Consider the following 18,448-nt stretch of genomic DNA (forward strand, 5'->3'; position numbering starts at 1 on the left):
TGGCACTGGCGGGATTCGTGCCTGCTTGCGCAGTGTCGTTGAGTATTGCCACCCATTGAATCCTCATCGCAAGGGGAAAACAATCTATCACGCCTGGCGAACGTCTTCCGTGCAGAGCGCTTCGATGGCGTGTGTGATGATGGCATTGGTGGTCACGTTCAGTCTGCTTTCGCCAAACACGGCCCATGCCGATGAACGCCTGCAGCTTATGGTGATGGGTGACAGCCTGAGTGCCGCCTACAATATGGAGCAGGATCAGGGCTGGGTCGCCCTGCTGGCAGAGCGTCTGGGGAATGACGTCGAGGTTATCAATGCCAGCGTCAGTGGTGAAACCACCAGCGGCGGTGCCCAACGTTTTCCCGAACTGTTGAGACAGCATGAGCCTGACATGGTTCTTCTCGAACTTGGTGGCAACGACGGTTTACGCGGCCTTTCCCCCACCCAGATGCATGACAACCTCGCCGATATGATTGAGCAGGGCCTTGCCATCAACGCTGAGGTCATACTGTTGGGGATTGATATTCCGCCTAACTACGGCCAGGCCTATCGCGATGCCTTCAAGAAGGTTTATACCCGGCTTGCGGATCACTACGATGTGCCTTTCCTGCCTTTCCTGCTGGAAGGTATCGCCCTGAATGACAACCTGATGCAAAGCGATGACATTCATCCGAATGAGAAAGCGCAGCCCCTGATTGTCGAAAACGTCTGGCCTGTGCTGGCCCCCAGGTTAGAGCGCCAGCTTGCTCAGCAAACGGCCAACTGAGCAATTCTCAGTATTCAGGCAGCGGCTTTCTGACGCTGCTGAAGCCCTAACCCTGCCAGAATGAATACCAGCCCCACCAGGGTGGAAGGCAGGATAGGCTCGCCAACAACCCAGAACAGCAACAGCAGCGATATGGGCGGTGACAGAAAGATCAGGTTAGACACCTTGGCGGTGCGCGAGACTTTATGCACCGCCAGTTGCCACAGAATAAACGCAATACCCATTTCAAACAGGCCCACATATACCCCGGCACCCAAAGCAGGCCAGCCATGCCAGGTAAAGCCCGGACCAACGATCAGAAGCCCCGTCAGCACAGGCAAGCCAACGGTAAAGTTCTGCCATTGCCCTACCAGCGGCTCACGCGAATCACGGGCGTTGAGCAACCAGTAAAGCGCCCACAGCAGCGTCGACGCCAGGGCCAGCAGCACCCCTAACGAGTCGGCAAACTGCACATTAAACACCTGCCCACGGGTGGCAATAACCCAGACGCCCGCGTAAGCCACCAGGCCCGCGATGATATCCGTGCGTGTCAGCCGCTGCCCCAGTATCGGCACGGCCAGCAATGCCATGGCCAGCGCCCAGGTATAATTCAGCGCCATGGCTTCCTGACCGGGCAGGCGGTCGTAGGCGGCAAACAGCACGAGATAATATGCCACCGGGTTCATCATTCCTGCCCAGGCCGCCGTGCGCCAGCCTCGCGCCAGCGCCTGCCGGCCATGGCCACGCATGACCACCAATACACCCATCAGCAACCAGGACACCAGGGCTGCAATCCACATCAGCTCCAGAGGCGTCATCCATTCCAGTGCCACCTTGAAGGCAGTGGCCACTGTTGACCACAGCATGACGGCACCCAACCCATACAACATTGCCTGTTTATCTTGTGTCATGATCCACCACTTACGAAAGATGGCATCCTGATGCTCCCTTGAAATGTAAAATCTTGCTACGCTGGCAAGGCGTATTCATTCGCTGACTTGCCATTTCATCGAACCGTTTGTCCGATGACGGCCTATAACATAACAGCCGCGGAGGCTTAATGGCAGGACCCGACATTTCCCAGACCAAGCTCTATGAATGGCTTACAGGTGATGAAGACAGCCGCCTGTGCGATGACATCCCGGAAAGTGCCTGCCAGGAGCAACCGCGCAACTTCATGCGCCACCTATGGGCATCATTTGGCAACAAACTGGCGGACGAACTATCCAGCGCCCGGCTGGTGCTGCCGTGGCTAATGGGGATTATCGGCGCGCCCGTATGGATGGTGGGGTTACTGGTGCCGATTCGTGAGTCCGGCGCTCTATTACCACAGATTTTTGTGGCAGGCTTCATCCGTCTTAAACCTCAGCGCAAGTGGGTCTGGGTCGCCGGGGGGCTGCTTCAGGCGTTGTGTGCGTTAGCACTTGCCCTGCTCGCTGTGACCAGCGGCGGGACGCTGGGCGGCAGTCTGGTGTTGATCGTATTGGTTGCCCTGTCACTGGCACGGGGGCTTTCCTCAATTGCCACCAAGGATGTGATGGGCAAAACCATAGCCAAGAAACGCCGCGGCACCCTGATGGGCTGGAGCGGTAGCGTGGCCGGTGGTGCCACCCTGCTCGCAGGGGGTGTGTTGATGCTGTTTGATGATCGCCCTGGCCAGTGGGCACTGGCGATATTATTAGCCACGGCAGCCATCGGCTGGGCGCTGAATGCCTTTTGCGCAGCGCGCATCAAGGAAACCCCTGGCGCTGTGAAAGGGGGAGAAAACGCCTGGGACAGTATCAAGCTGGGGTTTTCGCTGCTCAAGGAAGACCGTACCTTTCTGCACTTCAATCTTGCCCGTGCGCTTTTGCTTTCAAGCGCTCTGGCTCTGCCTTATATGGCGCTGCTGGGCCAGCAGCAAAGCGGCACTCAGCTGGGTGGTCTTGGGCTGCTGGTTGTTGTATCAGGCATAGCGGGCATGCTTGCTGACCCACTGTGGGGAAAGCGCGCGGATGCTTCCAGCCGTCAGGTGATGCGTGATGCGGCGATTGGCACCCTGGTATGTTGCCTGCTCGGTGCCCTGCTTGCCTGGGTACCGGCCACCTGGAGCACAGCGATCTGGCCCTATGCGCTGATTTACGGGTTGTTGGTCATTGTTCACCACGGCGTGCGGTTAGGCCGTAAGACCTATCTGATGGATATGGCAAACCAGGATAACCGCGCACTTTATGTGGCGCTTTCCAACACGCTGACCGGCGTTTTGATGTTGGTGGTAGGTGGCGTTCTCGGCGGTCTGGCCCAGTGGCTGGGTAGCCCGGCGCTGCTGGTCGTGCTGGCTGTCACGGCCTTTGGCGCCATGCTCAGCGCCCGGCAGCTACCTGAAGTCGAATAGTCGGCGTACGGAACCGTCAGGAGATCGTGTTTAAAAAACATGTTTTAAAAAAAGCGTGTTTCAAAAGCCCAGATTTCACTGGCGGCTTGAATTAAACACGGCCAACAGCGGTTGGTAGTGTTGCAATGCTTTGAATAGCTCGACAATATGAGTCTGATAGCAAGCTAGGCAACGCGACATTTGCTATTCTGTTCCAGAAGATTGTTAAACAAATGATAAAGCACTCAAAGATGTACCGATTGACCATGGCTCACTCACTTTACACTCTATGGTTATCGGCAATAACTGGAGCTGCAACAGGAACCTTTTAATGAAACGATCACCCTTGATCAGCCCGGAATTACTTGAACGCATTGTCGACGCGTCCGAAGACGGTATTGTCGTTGCCGAGCAGGAAGGCGATGAAAACATACTGATTTACGTCAACAAGGGCTTTGAGCGACTGACCGGCTATAGCGCGGACGAAATCCTGTATCGCGATTGTCGCTTCCTGCAGAACGATGACCGGGATCAGGATGCGCTTCAGGCCATTCGTCTGGCACTCAAGGAAGGCCGCCCTTCCCGTGAAGTGCTACGCAACTACCGAAAGGATGGCAGTGCTTTCTGGAATGAGCTGTCCATCACACCGGTTTATGACGAAGACGATAAACTGATGTATTACATTGGTGTTCAGAAAGACGTCACAGAACGCGTCGAAGCCCAGCAGGCGCTTGAGGCATTGAAGCAACAGAAGGAAGATACGCTTCAGTAAACCGCTACGCCTGACGGGCGTCTGGTTGTATTAATTATCATAAAAAACGGCTCAGCCACTTGATCTCCAACCCGGTCAAGGCTATACAGCGATAAAGGCGATAAGAACCGTATTACTGCGGTCACTTTATTGCGAAAACCTTCACCATGGTGAAGCCTTAAGCTGCCGGTTTACCGGCTTGGGTTGGAGGGCCTTGATATGCGCCGTGACCCCCTGAATCGTGATACCAGCCAGTTCCCGTCTGATAACGCATCAGACTTTCTTGAGACTGACGACCTGGACCCTGTTGATGCCGTCAATGACGAGCATTACAGTCGAAGTCGTTCCAATAAAAACGACACCCTGCGCGCACGCCGCCGCGTTGAGGCTCTCCTGGAAGAACGCCGCTTACGCAAGGCGCTTGATGATGGCTGGGATACTGACGAAGATTAGGCCATTGCCGTCTTACGTCGAGCGCTTGTGATAGGATACAGAATGTTTCGGTTCTGGCCTTTACGTACGCTGGGCACTATTATCTTCTACTGAAGATCACGAACCGAGTCGCAACTGACTTTCATTTCTCAACCTATCGGATTTCCATGGCGCAATACGTTTACACCATGAATCGGGTTGGCAAAATCGTGCCGCCCAAAAAACAGATTCTCAAAGATATTTCGCTGTCGTTTTTCCCGGGCGCCAAAATTGGCGTACTGGGTCTTAATGGCGCGGGTAAGTCTACACTGCTGCGCATTATGGCCGGTGTCGATAAAGAGTTTGAAGGTGAAGCTCGTCCGATGCCGGGCATCAATGTTGGCTATCTGCCGCAGGAGCCGGAACTCGACGACGAAAAAAACGTGCGTGATACCGTTGAGGAAGCCCTCGGCGCGCTCAAGGAAGCACAGGAAAAGCTGGATGCCGTGTATATGGCCTATGCAGAGCCTGATGCCGACTTTGACGCCCTTGCCAGCGAGCAGGCGCGCCTTGAAAACATCATCGAGGCGGCGGATGCTCACAACATCGAGCGCAAGCTTGAAGTTGCCTCCGAAGCCCTGCGCCTGCCCCCCTGGGAAGCCCAGGTCGGCAACCTTTCCGGTGGTGAGCGCCGCCGTGTAGCCCTTTGCCGCCTGCTGCTTTCAAGCCCGGACATGCTGCTGATTGATGAGCCGACCAACCACCTTGATGCCGAATCAGTGGCCTGGCTGGAGCGCTTCCTGCATGACTATAACGGCACTGTCGTCGCTATCACCCACGACCGCTACTTCCTGGATAACGTCGCTGGCTGGATTCTTGAGCTTGACCGAGGTCAGGGAATTCCTTTTGAGGGTAACTATTCCCAGTGGCTTGAGCAGAAAGAACAACGCTTGAATCAGGAAAGCAAGCAGGAAGCTACGCGTCAGAAAGCGATCAAGCAGGAACTGGAATGGGTTCGCTCCAATGCCAAAGGCCGTCAGGCCAAAAGCAAGGCGCGCCTTAACCGCTTTGAAGAAATGCAGTCTGGCGACTTCCAGAAACGCAACGAAACCAACGAGATCTATATTCCGCCTGGCCCACGCCTTGGCGACAAGGTTATCGAGTTTCACAATGTCTCCAAGCGTTTTGATGACAAACTGCTGTACGAAGACCTTTCGTTCACCATTCCGCCAGGTGCCATTGTCGGTATCGTCGGCGGTAACGGCGCAGGTAAATCGACGCTGTTCAAGCTGGTAACCGGCCAGGAACAGCCCGATGCGGGTGAAGTTGTCATTGGTGAGACCGTCAAGATCGCCTATGTCGAACAGCTGCGCGATGCCCTCGACGACAAACAGACCGTTTGGGAATCCGTGTCCGATGGTCAGGATATTCTCAATATCAATGGCTATGAAGTGTCTTCGCGCGCTTACGTGGGGCGCTTTAACTTCAAGGGTAATGATCAGCAGAAACGCCTTGATGAACTCTCCGGCGGTGAGCGTGGACGCCTGCAGCTGGCACAGACCCTGAAACAGGGTGCCAACGTGTTACTGCTGGATGAGCCCTCCAACGACCTGGATATTGAAACCCTGCGAGCACTGGAAGAAGCCCTGCTTGCCTTCCCCGGCTGTGCCATGGTGATCTCTCACGACCGCTGGTTCCTTGACCGCATCGCGACGCATATCCTCGCATTCGAAGGGGATTCTCAGGTGGTATTCTTTGACGGTAACTACACCGAATACGAAGAAGACCATAAAAAGCGGGTGGGCAACGACACGCCTAAGCGCATGAAGTACAAGCGTATCGACGCCTGACGGCCAATTGGCCAATTTGTCCGGGCAATCGCAAAGGGCACCGTCAAGGTGCCCTTTTTATGCTCGCCATTTTTTTACATGCTAGCCTGCTGGCCAGGTAAATTCGCGTCCACCCATCAAGTGCATGTGAATATGATACACCGTCTGGCCACCCATTTCGTTGCAGTTCATCACCACACGATAGCCGTCTTCAGCAAAGCCTTTTTCCTTGGCAAGCCTGGCCGCTGTGAACTGTAAACGGCCAATAATCGCCAGATCGCTCTCTTCGATGTCATTGAGCGTGGCGATATGCTTTTTGGGGATGATCAGAATGTGTGTCGGCGCCTGCGGGTTAATATCATTGAACGCCAGCACGTCGTCGTCTTCATAAACGATATCCGCCGGAATTTCTCGGTTGATCATCTTGCAGAACAGACAGTCCATGGAAGACTCCTCATCAAGGGCGGCGAACACAAACGCCGCCTATATCAGCTTAGCGAAAACGCCGCTGGGCGAGCAGATGACGCACCAACGGCGCAAGTATCAATTCCATTGCCAGCGACATGCGCGAACCAGGCACCACCAGCGTGTGTGGCCGAGACATGAACGAATCCTGAATCATCGCCAGCAACCAGGGAAAGTCGACGGTTGAAGGGTCGCGGAAACGAATAACCACGAAAGATTCCGAGTCGGTGGGAATATCCTGCACTTCAAACGGGTTGGAGGTATCGACCGTCGGCACACGCTGAAAATTGATGTGGGTTCGAGAAAACTGCGGCTGAATATAGCGCACGTAATCGTCCATACGTCCAAGAATGGTGTCAATCACCGCTTCCTGGGAGTAACCACGCATTTTGGTATCGCGGTCAATTTTCTGAATCCACTCAAGGTTCATGGTCGGTGCCACGCCAATCATCAGGTCCACGTGACGGGCGATATCATATTCCTCGGTCACCAGACCCCCATGCAGCCCTTCATAGAAAAGCAGATCCGTCCCGCTTGGCAGCGATTGCCATTCGGTGAAGGTCCCCACCCGGTAACCGGCTTCGATTTTTTGCTTATCTTCTGCGTGGATATAGTGGCGAAACTGGCCGCTACCATGCTCACCATATTCGCTGAAAAGCCCTTCCAACCGATCCAGCAGGTTGGCTTCCACGGCAAAATGAGACAGCTCATCCTTGCGCTCGGGCTCCTCACGAAACATGCGGTGCAGCTCCTTGCGCGTATAGCGGTGGAAGGCATCACCGTCCACCATGGCAGCGTGAACATCTTCACGCTGGAACATACGCTCAAAGCTGCGCCGAACAGTGGTGGTGCCTGCTCCCGATGAGCCCGTGACGGATATAATCGGATATTCACGAGACATTAAGCGTCTCTCGCTTTGGATAACGCATCCATCACCTGGGAAGGTACCGCCACCGGACGCCCTTTGTCAGGGTCCACGACCAGCAGGTTCAGGCGTGCCGTGGCGACCGTGCGTGCGCCCTCTTCCGCCATCACGCGGTGATAGACCGTGAGCGCCTTGCCTTCAGGCTGAGGAATCGCCGTTTCAATCACCAGCGCATCAGGAAAACGCGCCTCACTCTGGTATTGCACGGCCAGATCGACGACGACACTGGGGTAGCCCGCCATATCCCATTCAGGGAATCCCAGCGACATCAAAGCCTGTAAACGCGCCTCATGGAGTAGCGATACCAGCGCATCATGTCCCAGATGGCGGCCATAGTTCATATCGGTCACGCGCACATTCAGCGCATGACGATGAATCAGGTCATCAACGGGAAAGTCGAGAGTTACACGCTCCATGCTACATGCTCCATACTAAAGGTCCACATACGACGGTTCCACATACGACAGGCTCCATTTACATGCTTCGTGGCGGCGCCTTATGAGTAAGTGGGCGTTGAGTCAGTCGTGAGCTTGCTCACGGGCGATGGCTCGATAGGCAATGTCCGAACGGTACTCAGCGCCGTTCCAGTGAATGTCGGCAATGCCCTGATAGGCTTGCTGCTGAGCCTTGGAGACGCTTTCCCCCAAGGCAGCAACACACAGCACTCGCCCGCCTGAGGTGGTGACATGGCCGTCCGAAGACAGCGCCGTCCCGGCATGAAACACCTTACAACCATGCTGTTCGGCGGCATCCAGACCGCTGATCACATCGCCTTTGCGGTAACTGCCGGGATAGCCACCGGCGGCCATTACCACGCCAACAGCGGCACGCGGGTCCCACTCGCAGGTGCGTCCAGCCAGTTCCCCTTTCGCCCCAGCCAGACACAGCTCGGCAAAATCCGAGGTAAGACGCAACATGATCGGCTGGGTTTCCGGGTCACCAAAGCGGCAGTTGAATTCGATCACTTTGGGGTTGCCCACCTCATCAATCATCAACCCTGCATACAGGAATCCGTTGTAGGGGGCGCCTTCGGCGGCCATGCCTCTTACCGTTGGCAGGATAACCTGCTCCATAATGCGTGCATCTACTTCTGGAGTGACCACCGGCGCGGGCGAATACGCGCCCATACCGCCAGTGTTGGGCCCTGCATCGCCATCATAGGCCCGCTTATGATCCTGGCTGGTGGCCATGGACACAACATTCTCGCCGTCAACCATGACGATAAAGCTGGCTTCTTCGCCTTCCAGAAACTCCTCGATCACCACGCGGGCACCGGCATCACCGAAGGCGTTGGCTTCGAGCATGTCGCGGATCGCTATCTGGGCTTCCGCTTCGTTCATGGCCACAATCACGCCTTTGCCAGCGGCAAGGCCATCCGCCTTGATGACAATCGGTGCGCCGACCTGCTGCAGATACTCAAGCGCCGGCTCAACGGCGGTAAAGGTTTGGTACGCAGCGGTAGGAATCTGATGGCGGGCCAGAAAATCCTTGGTAAACGACTTCGAGCCTTCCAGCTGGGCCGCTGCCTGGGTGGGGCCAAAAATGGGCAGGCCAGCCGCCCGGAACAGATCGACAACACCCTCCACCAACGGGGCTTCCGGACCAACCACGGTCAGGCCGACCTGTTCCTCTTTGGCAAGCGCCAGAAGGCCTTCCAGATCGCTGACGGAAAGGTCGACATTTTCCAGCTTGGGCTCGGCAGCCGTTCCGGCATTGCCGGGCGCTACCAGCACTTTTTCTACCCTATCAGACTGCGCCAGCTTCCAGGCCAACGCATGTTCGCGGCCACCGCCGCCTATCATCAAAACCTTCATGTGATTCCTTTTCGGCAGGGAGCCTCGTCAAAACAACCAGGGCCGTATTATGCCACAGCCTGTCCGGCTGTCGCATGGCTCCTGCAACGACTGATCAGGTATCAGTCTTGTCATCTTTTTTATGAGACCCCATGCCGGGCGCATTCCCGGTTTTATTGACGGTATTCTGCCAGAAACGCATGTTTTCTTCGGCAAGCTCACGCATGAAATCCATCGGCGAATGCCGCATGGCTTTCTGCCACTGGTCCTGCATACGCTTTTGCTGCTCCAGCATCAACTGCGTACCCTGCTCCAGGTAGCGAGCCAGCGGAAGTGGCGAGGACATGTCATAGACGCGAATCAACTGGGCCAACAGATCATTGGAAAACACTTCTGATTCACCGTCCGCCTGTTCCTGCTCGATGATGATCGAGAGCAGAATGGTGCGTGTAATATCTTCACCGCTTTTTGCCTCTTCTACGCGAAAAGGGGCTTCATCAAGGATCAGTTTGCGCAGGTCTTCAAGCGTGACATAGCGACTCTGCTCGGTATCATACAAACGGCGATTAGCATACTTACGAATCACGCGCACGGCGACTCTCCTTAAAACACGAAATAAAGCTGTTATTCTCTTTGTCGCTATTGTGCCTGCCCTGCGTCGCCATGCAAGCACAGAGATCATTATCATTGCAATGACCACCCCTGAACCTGCACAGCGAAGCTCATGAACGTTATCTTACTTGACCCGAAAGAGGCGATTGCGCCAGACGAATTCATCATTCACGACGCACGCCGCCTACACCACCTACGTGATGTTCACCGGGCTAAGCCACAGGACAGGTTTTCAGTCGGCTTGTTAGGCGGCTTGCTTGGCAAGGCCAGACTACTCAGCCTGGATGCGCAACATGCCAGATTCGTGGTGGAATCTCTGGACACCCCACCGCCGCCTGCGCTACCCGTCCATCTGGTACTCGCCCTACCACGGCCACGCATGTTGGCGCGCTCGCTGGAACATGTCACGGCGCTCGGCGTCAAGGACATCACCCTGCTGCATACGCGACGCGTAGAAAAAAGCTACTGGCAATCGCCGGAGCTGGATGAGGGCAAAATCCATCAGCATCTGCTTCTTGGGCTGGAACAGGCAAAGGATACCGTATTGCCAAACGTGATCTTGCGCAAGGGCTTCCGGCCCTTTGTGGAGGACGTTCTGCCAGCGTTGTTAGATGCTCGACGTGGTTTACTGGCTCATCCCGGCATGCCAAATGCTTGCCCGCGTGGCATAGATGAAAAGACCCTTCTGTTGATCGGGCCGGAGGGCGGCTTTATTGAGTGGGAAGTAGAGAAGCTATTGGCCGCTGGCTGCGAAGGCATTCACCTCGGGCCGCGTATTCTACGGGTAGAAACCGCCGTGACCGCCTTGTTGGCCAGATTGTTCTAGGCCCGAAGACATAAACAGCCACCTGAATCGGTGGCTGTGGAATGTGGAAGCGTCCAGAAATAAGGCAGCTTAATCTTTGTCGGACTCATGCGCGACAAAGGGAGTTTTTTCATTACAGGTAGGGGTCTTGTGGATGAAGGTTTCGCGCACATCCAACATCCCCAGATGGCTGATGGTCCGACGCCCCAGCAGCATTGGGTAGTTCATGTCTTCACGATCGCGCAGGCTGAACTGCTCTTCGTAAGTGGTATCCCCCATGCACACTTCCAGCAGTACCACCGGACGTTCATCACGCCCGCCTGCGCCACGCACAGCCAAATCCCGATATAGTGGGCGCTCCAGTTCGTCACTGAATACCTCACCACTTTCCTGATCTTCAAGTTTCAAGCGAAAGCGCACCCATTCCTCACCTCGGCGCGTGAAGGTTTCAATATCACGCGCATCCAGCGAGGAGGTCAAGGCGCCGCTATCAAGCTTTGCCTTGACCTGAATTCCCCATGGCATCATCACGGCGTTTTCTACCCAGCCAAACACCTTTTCGTTTTCTCCAGAACGCTCTCCAGACCGTTCTCCACTGCTTTCTTCCTGACCTTTTGAGTCGGCAAGAGCCGTGGGTAACCAGGCGCTGGTCAATAGAACGCTTGCCATCAACATTGCTTTGAACAACGGTTTAACTTTAACGTTGCGGCTTACGTGACGGCCAGTCGTTTGACAAGTAACGCTGTCCAGGCTGTGCTTCAGAAGCGCCATATGGATCTCCGGGTAAACGCTATGACAGAATCGTTTAACGCTGCTTGATCCGTGCCAGCACGGATTGCGTTGCAAAGCCATCAGGCACCATTCCCTGATCACGCTGGAAAGCCCTCAGGCCGTTGCGAGTGTTCGGCCCCATAATGCCGTCGGCACCCCCTACGTTATACCCCAGCGCATTAAGGCCCTGCTGAAGTTCACGTACGTCATCACGGGTTAGCGGCACCTCATCACGGGGCCAGCTCTGCTGAATGCCCGCACGCCCGGCAATCGCATCGCTCAGGGTCCCCACGGCCAACGCATAGCTGGTGGCGTTGTTATAACGCAAAATGGAACGGAAGTTTGGCCCCACCATAAAGGCGGGTCCTTGCGCGCCTGCGGGTACGATCACCGCAGCGCTGTCAAAAGAAGGCAGGCTACCACTCATGGCTCGCACCCCTTGGGCCGCCCATTCAGCACTGCTGCGACGCTCGGTCTGGGCGTAGTCATAGCCAGCAGGAAGTGCCACTTCAACGCCCCAGGGCTGGCCAGGCTGCCAGTTGGCACGCGCCAGGTAATTGGCGGTTGACGCCATGACATCAGGAATACTCCCCCAGATATCACGCCGACCGTCGCCATCACCGTCTTTGGCGTAAGCCTCAAAGCTTGAGGGAATAAACTGGGTATGCCCCATGGCCCCCGCCCAGGATCCAATCATATCGCTTGCTGCGATATCACCACTATCAATAATCCGCAGCGCGGCCAGCAGTTCACCGCGTGCAAAATCGCTACGGCGCCCGTCATAGGCCAGGGTGGCGAAGGCATTTAATGCTGAGAAATCACCAAAGTTGCCGCCATAATTGCTTTCGATACCCCAGATCGCCACGATGATTTCAGCAGGCACACCATAGCGCTGCTGCATTTGCGCGGCGGTCTGGCGGTGTTCGGCGAGTTTTTCGCGTCCATTCGTGACGCGAGTACTTGAAACCGCGCTGTCCAGATATTCCCAGACAGGACGTACAAATTCAGGCTGGTAGCGATCCAACTCAATCACCCGCTCCAGGTAACGCACGTTATCCAGTGCTGATAGTGCGCGTGGGCTGATCCCTTCTGCCGCGGCGTCACGGCGAAACGCCTCAAGCCAGGCATTGAAACTGGCATAGCTCTGTTGAGACTCGGCCTGATTTGGTTGGGTCTGATTTGCCTCGACCTGCGGTGATTGCGCCTCCTGCTGAGCGTTTTGCGATGTATCGGAGGTATCGATTTGTGCTGTCTGGGACTGGGCTGAAGCACACGCCGACAGCAGAGTCAGTGGCAGCACCACGGAAGCACCCAGTAAAAAGGGGCGATAAGGTTTTAGAGTCAACGTGAAACGCGCCATGCAGTTAGTCCTTTAAGCAATCTATAACAACAGTCTGAAAATAACGATCAATACCAAGATTAATCGATGATAAAAGTGGTCTGTAAAGCGAACAGACAATAGCAAAATAAAAGGCCCCTTGACATGAGGGTAAGCCCTTTACCTGCCTTAGCCCCAGGCGCTGTCTCCCAGCCGCAGCACCATCCCTGCGTGTGCGATGACCACCACCACGGTTAACACAGAGCGCAACAGCAGATACCAGGCCGGCCAGCCAAAGCGCCCTTCTCGGCTCAGGTCATATATCCAGATCAACACAAACCCGATCATCAGCACCCAGAGACCCACAACTGGGTTTAACATCAAAGCGGGCCAGGCAATCAGGCTTGGCAACATGGCCAGTGCCAGTCGACGCACATCGCCAGTCACGCGCTCACCGTCAGCACGCTGCATCACAGCGCCCCAATGAGCGCCACCAAGAAACGAAAGAATCACTGCGCTGTAATACAGAAATGCGTATACAGCGGAGACTTGCCAGACCGTTGGCCCAAAAAATGCCACTAACAGACAGGCAATAAAAGGCACCAGGCCCGACATTCCGAGACCCCATGCGGTGCGATGACGGGTCATTAGTGGCGATGGTAAACGCGGCGAACTCACTTAGCCTCCTTTTATGATGTCGCTTTCTTGATCAGCCAGGGCTCCCAGGCCTGCGGCGCTACCCTTGGCGGTGAAAATCGCGATGGCGATGCACGCCAGGGCTGATGCCGCGCCGCCCCTTCCGGCAGTGATTCAAGTGCCGGAAGCCAGTGAGCGACATAGTTTCCCTTCGGATCATAGTGACTCGCCTGCTTGAGCACGTTGAAATAACGATCCTGGCGTGGGTCTCTTCCGACACCAGCCACGTAACGCCAGTTCCCCCAATTCGAGGCCACATCGTAATCTATCAGGCAGTGTTCAAACCAGGTCGCACCAAGGCGCCAGTCAACGTTGAGATCTTTAACCAGAAAACTGGCGACGTTCTGTCTGGCACGGTTAGACATCCAACCGGTGTTGGCAAGTTCCGTCATCGCCGCATCAATAAACGGCAGACCTGTTGTTCCTTGCTGCCAGGCAGTAAACGCTTCGTCCGGCTCGGGTAATGCAGCCCGACCAAATAAATGCTGCTGTTCAAGCTGTGCGGCCAGATGAAAATATTCGCGCCACAACAGTTCAAAAAAAATCCAGTAACTGGACTCAGTGCTGCCGTGCTTGCTTTCCCAGATGCTCACTTCATGAACCACCTGACGAGGCGAGAGGCAGCCGTGAGCTAACCAGGGAGAAAGATGGGTCGAAAAATGATCGCCTAATAAACCGTTACGCGTCTGCTTGTAGGTGGCCGGGCCATCATGTTCCCAGATAAACGCATTCAAGCGCTCCCGTCCGGCCGACTCTCCGCCCACCCAGACCAGATTTTTACGCTCATCGGGATACCAGTCTGCTGACATTTCACACACCTGCTTCAAGGCGGGAAACCCTCTCGGCGCCTCGGGCCAGGGAGGCAATGTCACCGGAGCATGGCTCGGCTTAATCACATCACAGTGCTTTTCTACTTTACGTCTGAACGCTGAAAAACTTCCAGGCAAATCGGACAGAGCAAAAGGCAGCTGTTCACTGGCAAGTAGTGAGTTGTTCTCCACTACATCAAGCTGCGTACCTTTTTCCAATAACGGCGCAATGGCATTGATCTGCTGGTTTTCCTCAATGCCTGGCTGATGCGCCACGCGGATGGTACGCGCGTTGAGGTGGTTGGCCAGTTTAGCCACCTCATCAGCGGGAGAACCGATGCGGACTAATAAGTCACTCCCCAGCTTTAAAAGCTCGCCACGTAATTCCATCAGGCTTTGCCAGAGAAAACGCAGCCGTGGCGGGCCAACCCGCGCGATGGTCTGGCCTGCTAGTGCAGGCTCCAGCCATCGCTCGTCCAGCACATAGACACACAGTAGCTGCTCGGGAGGCTCAGTAAAATGCAGCAATGGGTTGTCGGCAATACGTAACTCATTATGTAACCAGACAACATCAACGATAGAACGGGTCATGGCCTTGCCTCCTCGTCACGCCGCGCGGCATTCACGGCTCGACTCTTTGCCGCTCTACGACAACGTTCGCTGCAGTAGCGAACGTTATCCCAGTCTCGAGCCCACTTTTTTCGCCATGCAAAAGGTCGCTGACAAAGAAGGCAGGTTTTATGGGGTAAGTCGGCTTTACGTCGCATAGCTATTATTCGACAAATAAGTTTTTAAGTATAAGTATTGTACATAGCAATGCTACCCAACACCACTATCTACATCTATAGCCACTAGCCACACGTCACAACCTCCTGTCATAGACACCAGCCACAACCACCATTCACAACCACCAGCCATTGACTGTCGTTCGCCATATGCCCCTGGTAACGGTTTATAAAAACGGTCCATAAAAGCGTTTTATACAAACGAAAAAGCCATTCATATGAATGGCTTGAAATCAGACCTGACAATGCGGCCCGGGATGGGGCGTTAACAGCCCTTTCAGGCCCTCAGTCCGGGTCAGTATCCCGTGGCTGACGCTTGGCATTTTCACGAGTCTCCATGCCACTTTTCAGTTCGTGCGTCAGCGGGTCGTAATTGGGGCGCAACTCATCCTTGACGGTACCACTCCATAGTCTGGTACCGACAAAATACCCCGCCCGTCCCAGAACATGGGCCGCCACCGGCGCTGTCATTAAAATAAACACGACAACAGCCAGCGCCCTGGCCACCACGCCCGTTGCCGCAAAATGCATGGCGGCGGCCAGCATGATCAGCATGACGCCCAGGGCGGCGGCCTTGGTCGTGGCGTGCATTCGGGTGAGCAGGTCAGGCAAGCGCAGGAGACCAACGGCGGCCAACAATATAAATAACGCACCAGCGATGATAAAAGTGCCTTTAATAAACTCAATCATCCCTGGGCCCTCCCCGTTCCAGAAAACGTGCAAAACCGATTGCTGCCAGAAAGCCCATCAGCGCAATCACAATCGCGGCATCAAGAAAACTGGGAACCCCCGACTTGATGGCATGCAACCCCACCATTCCTACCACTGTGGTAGAAAATAATTCCATAGCCACTACGCGGTCAGGCAGGCTCGGCCCTCGCACAACGCGCACAAAGGCCAGCACCAACGCCAGACTCATAATGATCTGGCCAATCAGATAGACATGGTTCATCAGCGAAAAAGCTCCAATGCGCGGTGCTCCATCTCTTTGAGGTTACGACGCAGTCCCTCTTCGTCATCTAAAAACATGGCATGGATGTACAGGACCTTGCGATCATCGGATACATCCAGGCTCAGCGTACCGGGGGTTAATGAAATCAGGTTGGCGACCATGGTAATTTCCATTTCCGTTTTGGCAGCCAGTGGCATGGCGATGACGCCGGGTCGCATATGCCAGGGTGGCGTCACAATATCAAAGGCAACCCGCAAATTGGCCTGTACCAGCTCCTTGATAAAAAAACCGACAAATCGAATGATTCGTGGAATGCGTGCCGGATAACCTCGCAAGGCATCCAGCTGAGGCTCAATCAACACCAGTGTGATATAGCCGAATACGAGCCCCACCAATAAATTAAGTCCCGTAAACTCACCCGATAACACCACCCAGGCAAGCCCCAACAACAGGTTCCAGATTGCACCTGTCATGGCGTTTCCCCCTCGCGCTGTGCGTCATCCTGTGGAGCCGTCACCTGATCAATCCAGTCAGCCTCACTACCGGCCGCCACACCCAGCACTGCCTCGATATAATGCTCCGGAGCCAGTAGCTGGTCACCTATCAGGTTCATGGTTTGCATAATGGGCTCAGCAAACACCCCTATCATCAAGGTGGCCGCTGCCATCACCATGACGGGGAAATACATCATGCCAAGACTTGGCTTGATCAAACGCCCATCATCACCGCTTGGGGTGATTTCATCCGGCACGTGATTCTCTTCAGGCAACGTTTTCCAGAAGACTTCATTCCATAGTTTAACCATCGAATACAGCGTCATGAAGCCAACAGCCAACGCAATGCCGGTGACCACATAGGCTTCGGCTTCGATGCCTGCACGCACTATCACAAATTTGGCAAAAAAGCCGGAAAGCGGTGGAATACCTGCCAGCGAAAACGCCGAGAGAAAAAACGCCACGGCAAGCCAGGGGCGCTCACGATACAAGCCGCCCATTTTTTTGAGCTGATAGGTGCCCTGCAGGCGATGTGTAATGCCACTGATCAGGAACAGGTTGGTTTTCACCACCATGTTATGCACTACCGCAAACACGCCACCCGCAATTGCCAGCGGCGTGTAAAGGGCAAGCCCCAACAGCATGTAACCGATCTGACTGACAATGTGGAAAGACAGGATACGCCGGAATTCAAACTGCGCGGCAGCCCCAAGAACACCGGTGACCATGGTAATCGCAGCCGCCCACAGCATGATGTCCTGCAGGTACGCCATGCTCTGGTCAAAAATCAGCGTGAAAACGCGAAACAGAGAGTACACGCCGACCTTGGTCAACAAGGCAGCAAACAGAGCCGAAACCGCAACCGGCGGCGTATGGTAAGACGCTGGCAACCAGAAAAATAACGGAAAAGCCGCCGCTTTAATCCCGAACGCCACCATGAACATGACGGCTAATACTTCAACCATACCGCTGTGTTCCGCTGCATCCAGACGCAGTGCGATATCCGCCATGTTAAGCGTGCCAACCGTTCCGTAGGTCAGGCCAACAGCCGTCAGAAAGATAATCGATGCCAACAGGTTCAGCGTGACGTATTTGATTGCTCCTTCCATCTGTGGCCGCTCACCACCCAGAATCATCAGCGCGAAGGAGGCCACCAGCATCACTTCAAACCACACATAGAGGTTGAACAGATCACCGGTCAGAAACGCCCCAGCCACACCGGCCAGAAGCAGGTGCATCAAGGGATAATAGCCAAATTTTTCACGTCCGCGCCCGGTTGTGGCGAGGGAGTAGATACCGATCACCAGGCCGACAATAGCGGTCATCAGCACCATCAGTGCGCTGAGAACATCCGCTACCAATACGATCCCGAAGGGTGGCGACCAGCCTCCCATTTCAATGGTGATGTAGCCCTCATCAAGAGTGCCGACAAATAGCCACAGGCTAACCACCAGCAGTGCCAGATTACCTGCGACCGCAAGGAAACGTTGCATCTGACGGGAACGCCAGAACAGAAGAGAGATAGCCCCGGAAAACAGGGGCAACAGAACGGGCAGCGCAACCTCGGGCCTCACGTGTCGGTTTCCTTCATCTTGTCCAGGTCATCGGCTTTGACGATTTCATAGGCACGTCGGATCAACACGACGGCAAACGCCATCACGCTGAAAGCGATCACGATAGCGGTCAGTACCAAGGCTTGTGGAAGTGGATCAGCCACCACGCCGACGGGTGCCATCATGCCTTCAGGTATCAGAGGCGGTGCGCCTCGCGTCATGCCTGCCGTCGTAAAAATCAGCAGGTTGGCGGCATTGGACAGTAGCATCAGACCAATCACCAGTTTGACGATAGAGCGTCTGAGCATCAGGAAAATTGCGGTGGCATACAGGACGCCGATGCCCACGGCCATCAAGGGTTCCATAAAGGGCCTCCCGTTAAAC

Annotated in this window: 22 protein-coding genes; 6 read left to right on the forward strand and 16 right to left on the reverse strand. The window is 55.1% G+C overall.

Annotated features, from left to right (window positions below; all coding sequences use genetic code 11):
* The first annotated feature begins 124 nt into the window (after window positions 1-124).
* A complete protein-coding gene (locus tag ACU6TU_RS11270) occupies window positions 125-763 on the forward strand; it encodes an arylesterase (RefSeq protein ID WP_447144237.1) in 639 nt (212 codons plus the stop codon).
* 14 nt (window positions 764-777) lie between these two features.
* Here ACU6TU_RS11270 and ACU6TU_RS11275 read toward each other — a convergent pair whose 3' ends face one another.
* Entirely contained in the window at window positions 778-1,653 is an 876-nt protein-coding gene (locus ACU6TU_RS11275; protein ID WP_447141505.1) for a DMT family transporter, read from the reverse strand.
* Window positions 1,654-1,802: 149 nt separating this feature from the next.
* Between ACU6TU_RS11275 and ACU6TU_RS11280 the strand changes: the two genes are divergently transcribed.
* The 4 genes from ACU6TU_RS11280 (at window position 1,803) to ettA (ending at window position 6,107) form a co-directional block, all read left to right on the forward strand.
* A complete protein-coding gene (locus ACU6TU_RS11280; RefSeq protein ID WP_447141506.1) occupies window positions 1,803-3,116 on the forward strand; it encodes an MFS transporter in 1,314 nt (437 codons plus the stop codon).
* Between the two features lie 310 nt (window positions 3,117-3,426).
* The gene (locus ACU6TU_RS11285; RefSeq protein ID WP_447141507.1) at window positions 3,427-3,867 is read left to right on the forward strand and encodes a PAS domain S-box protein; all 441 of its coding nucleotides are present in this window, start codon (window positions 3,427-3,429) and stop codon (window positions 3,865-3,867) included.
* A gap of 198 nt (window positions 3,868-4,065) precedes the next feature.
* The gene (locus ACU6TU_RS11290) at window positions 4,066-4,299 is read left to right on the forward strand and encodes a PA3496 family putative envelope integrity protein (RefSeq protein WP_447141508.1); all 234 of its coding nucleotides are present in this window, start codon (window positions 4,066-4,068) and stop codon (window positions 4,297-4,299) included.
* A gap of 146 nt (window positions 4,300-4,445) precedes the next feature.
* Window positions 4,446-6,107, forward strand: a complete 1,662-nt coding sequence (ettA, locus tag ACU6TU_RS11295; protein WP_447141509.1) for an energy-dependent translational throttle protein EttA — start codon at window positions 4,446-4,448, stop codon at window positions 6,105-6,107.
* 81 nt (window positions 6,108-6,188) lie between these two features.
* Here the strand turns inward: ettA and ACU6TU_RS11300 are convergent, their stop codons facing one another.
* The 5 genes from ACU6TU_RS11300 to phaR all read right to left on the reverse strand — a co-directional run bounded on the left by ACU6TU_RS11300 (window position 6,189) and on the right by phaR (window position 9,861).
* Window positions 6,189-6,530, reverse strand: coding sequence for a histidine triad nucleotide-binding protein (locus ACU6TU_RS11300; protein ID WP_447144238.1), 342 nt, complete (start codon window positions 6,528-6,530; stop codon window positions 6,189-6,191).
* A 49-nt stretch (window positions 6,531-6,579) separates the two neighbouring features.
* Complete coding sequence (locus ACU6TU_RS11305) at window positions 6,580-7,452, reverse strand: phosphoribulokinase (protein WP_447141510.1); 873 nt, start codon at window positions 7,450-7,452, stop codon at window positions 6,580-6,582.
* The gene (locus ACU6TU_RS11310; RefSeq protein ID WP_447141511.1) at window positions 7,452-7,892 is read right to left on the reverse strand and encodes an acyl-CoA thioesterase; all 441 of its coding nucleotides are present in this window, start codon (window positions 7,890-7,892) and stop codon (window positions 7,452-7,454) included. The genes ACU6TU_RS11305 and ACU6TU_RS11310 overlap by 1 nt, the downstream gene beginning before the upstream one ends.
* A 102-nt stretch (window positions 7,893-7,994) precedes the next feature.
* The gene (purD, locus tag ACU6TU_RS11315; RefSeq protein WP_447141512.1) at window positions 7,995-9,290 is read right to left on the reverse strand and encodes a phosphoribosylamine--glycine ligase; all 1,296 of its coding nucleotides are present in this window, start codon (window positions 9,288-9,290) and stop codon (window positions 7,995-7,997) included.
* A 94-nt stretch (window positions 9,291-9,384) separates the two neighbouring features.
* Window positions 9,385-9,861: a polyhydroxyalkanoate synthesis repressor PhaR gene (gene phaR, locus ACU6TU_RS11320; RefSeq protein WP_447141513.1), complete on the reverse strand. Its 477-nt coding sequence runs from the start codon at window positions 9,859-9,861 to the stop codon at window positions 9,385-9,387.
* A gap of 132 nt (window positions 9,862-9,993) precedes the next feature.
* Here phaR and ACU6TU_RS11325 point away from each other — a divergent pair, with 132 nt between their 5' ends.
* Window positions 9,994-10,707 (forward strand): 16S rRNA (uracil(1498)-N(3))-methyltransferase, encoded by a 714-nt coding sequence (locus ACU6TU_RS11325; RefSeq protein WP_447141514.1) that lies wholly within the window; start codon window positions 9,994-9,996, stop codon window positions 10,705-10,707.
* A gap of 69 nt (window positions 10,708-10,776) precedes the next feature.
* Here ACU6TU_RS11325 and rloA3 read toward each other — a convergent pair whose 3' ends face one another.
* From rloA3 to ACU6TU_RS11375, 10 genes are all read right to left on the reverse strand, one after another.
* On the reverse strand, window positions 10,777-11,355 hold the full coding sequence (gene rloA3 / locus ACU6TU_RS11330) for a retropepsin-like aspartic peptidase RloA3 (RefSeq protein WP_447141515.1): 579 nt from the start codon (window positions 11,353-11,355) through the stop codon (window positions 10,777-10,779).
* A gap of 136 nt (window positions 11,356-11,491) precedes the next feature.
* On the reverse strand, window positions 11,492-12,817 hold the full coding sequence (locus ACU6TU_RS11335; protein ID WP_447141516.1) for a lytic murein transglycosylase: 1,326 nt from the start codon (window positions 12,815-12,817) through the stop codon (window positions 11,492-11,494).
* Window positions 12,818-12,964: 147 nt separating this feature from the next.
* On the reverse strand, window positions 12,965-13,453 hold the full coding sequence (locus ACU6TU_RS11340; protein ID WP_447141517.1) for a DUF3429 domain-containing protein: 489 nt from the start codon (window positions 13,451-13,453) through the stop codon (window positions 12,965-12,967).
* Window positions 13,454-13,464: 11 nt separating this feature from the next.
* The gene (locus tag ACU6TU_RS11345) at window positions 13,465-14,871 is read right to left on the reverse strand and encodes a DASH family cryptochrome (RefSeq protein ID WP_447141518.1); all 1,407 of its coding nucleotides are present in this window, start codon (window positions 14,869-14,871) and stop codon (window positions 13,465-13,467) included.
* A complete protein-coding gene (locus ACU6TU_RS11350; protein WP_447141519.1) occupies window positions 14,868-15,047 on the reverse strand; it encodes a DUF2256 domain-containing protein in 180 nt (59 codons plus the stop codon). The genes ACU6TU_RS11345 and ACU6TU_RS11350 overlap by 4 nt, the downstream gene beginning before the upstream one ends.
* A gap of 303 nt (window positions 15,048-15,350) precedes the next feature.
* Entirely contained in the window at window positions 15,351-15,755 is a 405-nt protein-coding gene (gene mnhG / locus ACU6TU_RS11355; protein ID WP_447141520.1) for a monovalent cation/H(+) antiporter subunit G, read from the reverse strand.
* Window positions 15,748-16,017, reverse strand: a complete 270-nt coding sequence (locus ACU6TU_RS11360) for a monovalent cation/H+ antiporter complex subunit F (RefSeq protein WP_447141521.1) — start codon at window positions 16,015-16,017, stop codon at window positions 15,748-15,750. Before ACU6TU_RS11360 ends, mnhG begins: the two co-directional genes overlap by 8 nt.
* Window positions 16,017-16,490 (reverse strand): Na+/H+ antiporter subunit E, encoded by a 474-nt coding sequence (locus ACU6TU_RS11365; protein WP_447141522.1) that lies wholly within the window; start codon window positions 16,488-16,490, stop codon window positions 16,017-16,019. The genes ACU6TU_RS11360 and ACU6TU_RS11365 overlap by 1 nt, the downstream gene beginning before the upstream one ends.
* Window positions 16,487-18,085, reverse strand: coding sequence for a Na+/H+ antiporter subunit D (locus ACU6TU_RS11370; protein WP_447141523.1), 1,599 nt, complete (start codon window positions 18,083-18,085; stop codon window positions 16,487-16,489). The genes ACU6TU_RS11365 and ACU6TU_RS11370 overlap by 4 nt, the downstream gene beginning before the upstream one ends.
* Complete coding sequence (locus ACU6TU_RS11375; RefSeq protein ID WP_447141524.1) at window positions 18,082-18,429, reverse strand: Na+/H+ antiporter subunit C; 348 nt, start codon at window positions 18,427-18,429, stop codon at window positions 18,082-18,084. The genes ACU6TU_RS11370 and ACU6TU_RS11375 overlap by 4 nt, the downstream gene beginning before the upstream one ends.
* Window positions 18,430-18,448: the final 19 nt, after the last annotated feature.

Source organism: Halomonas sp. LS-001, from assembly GCF_052983955.1.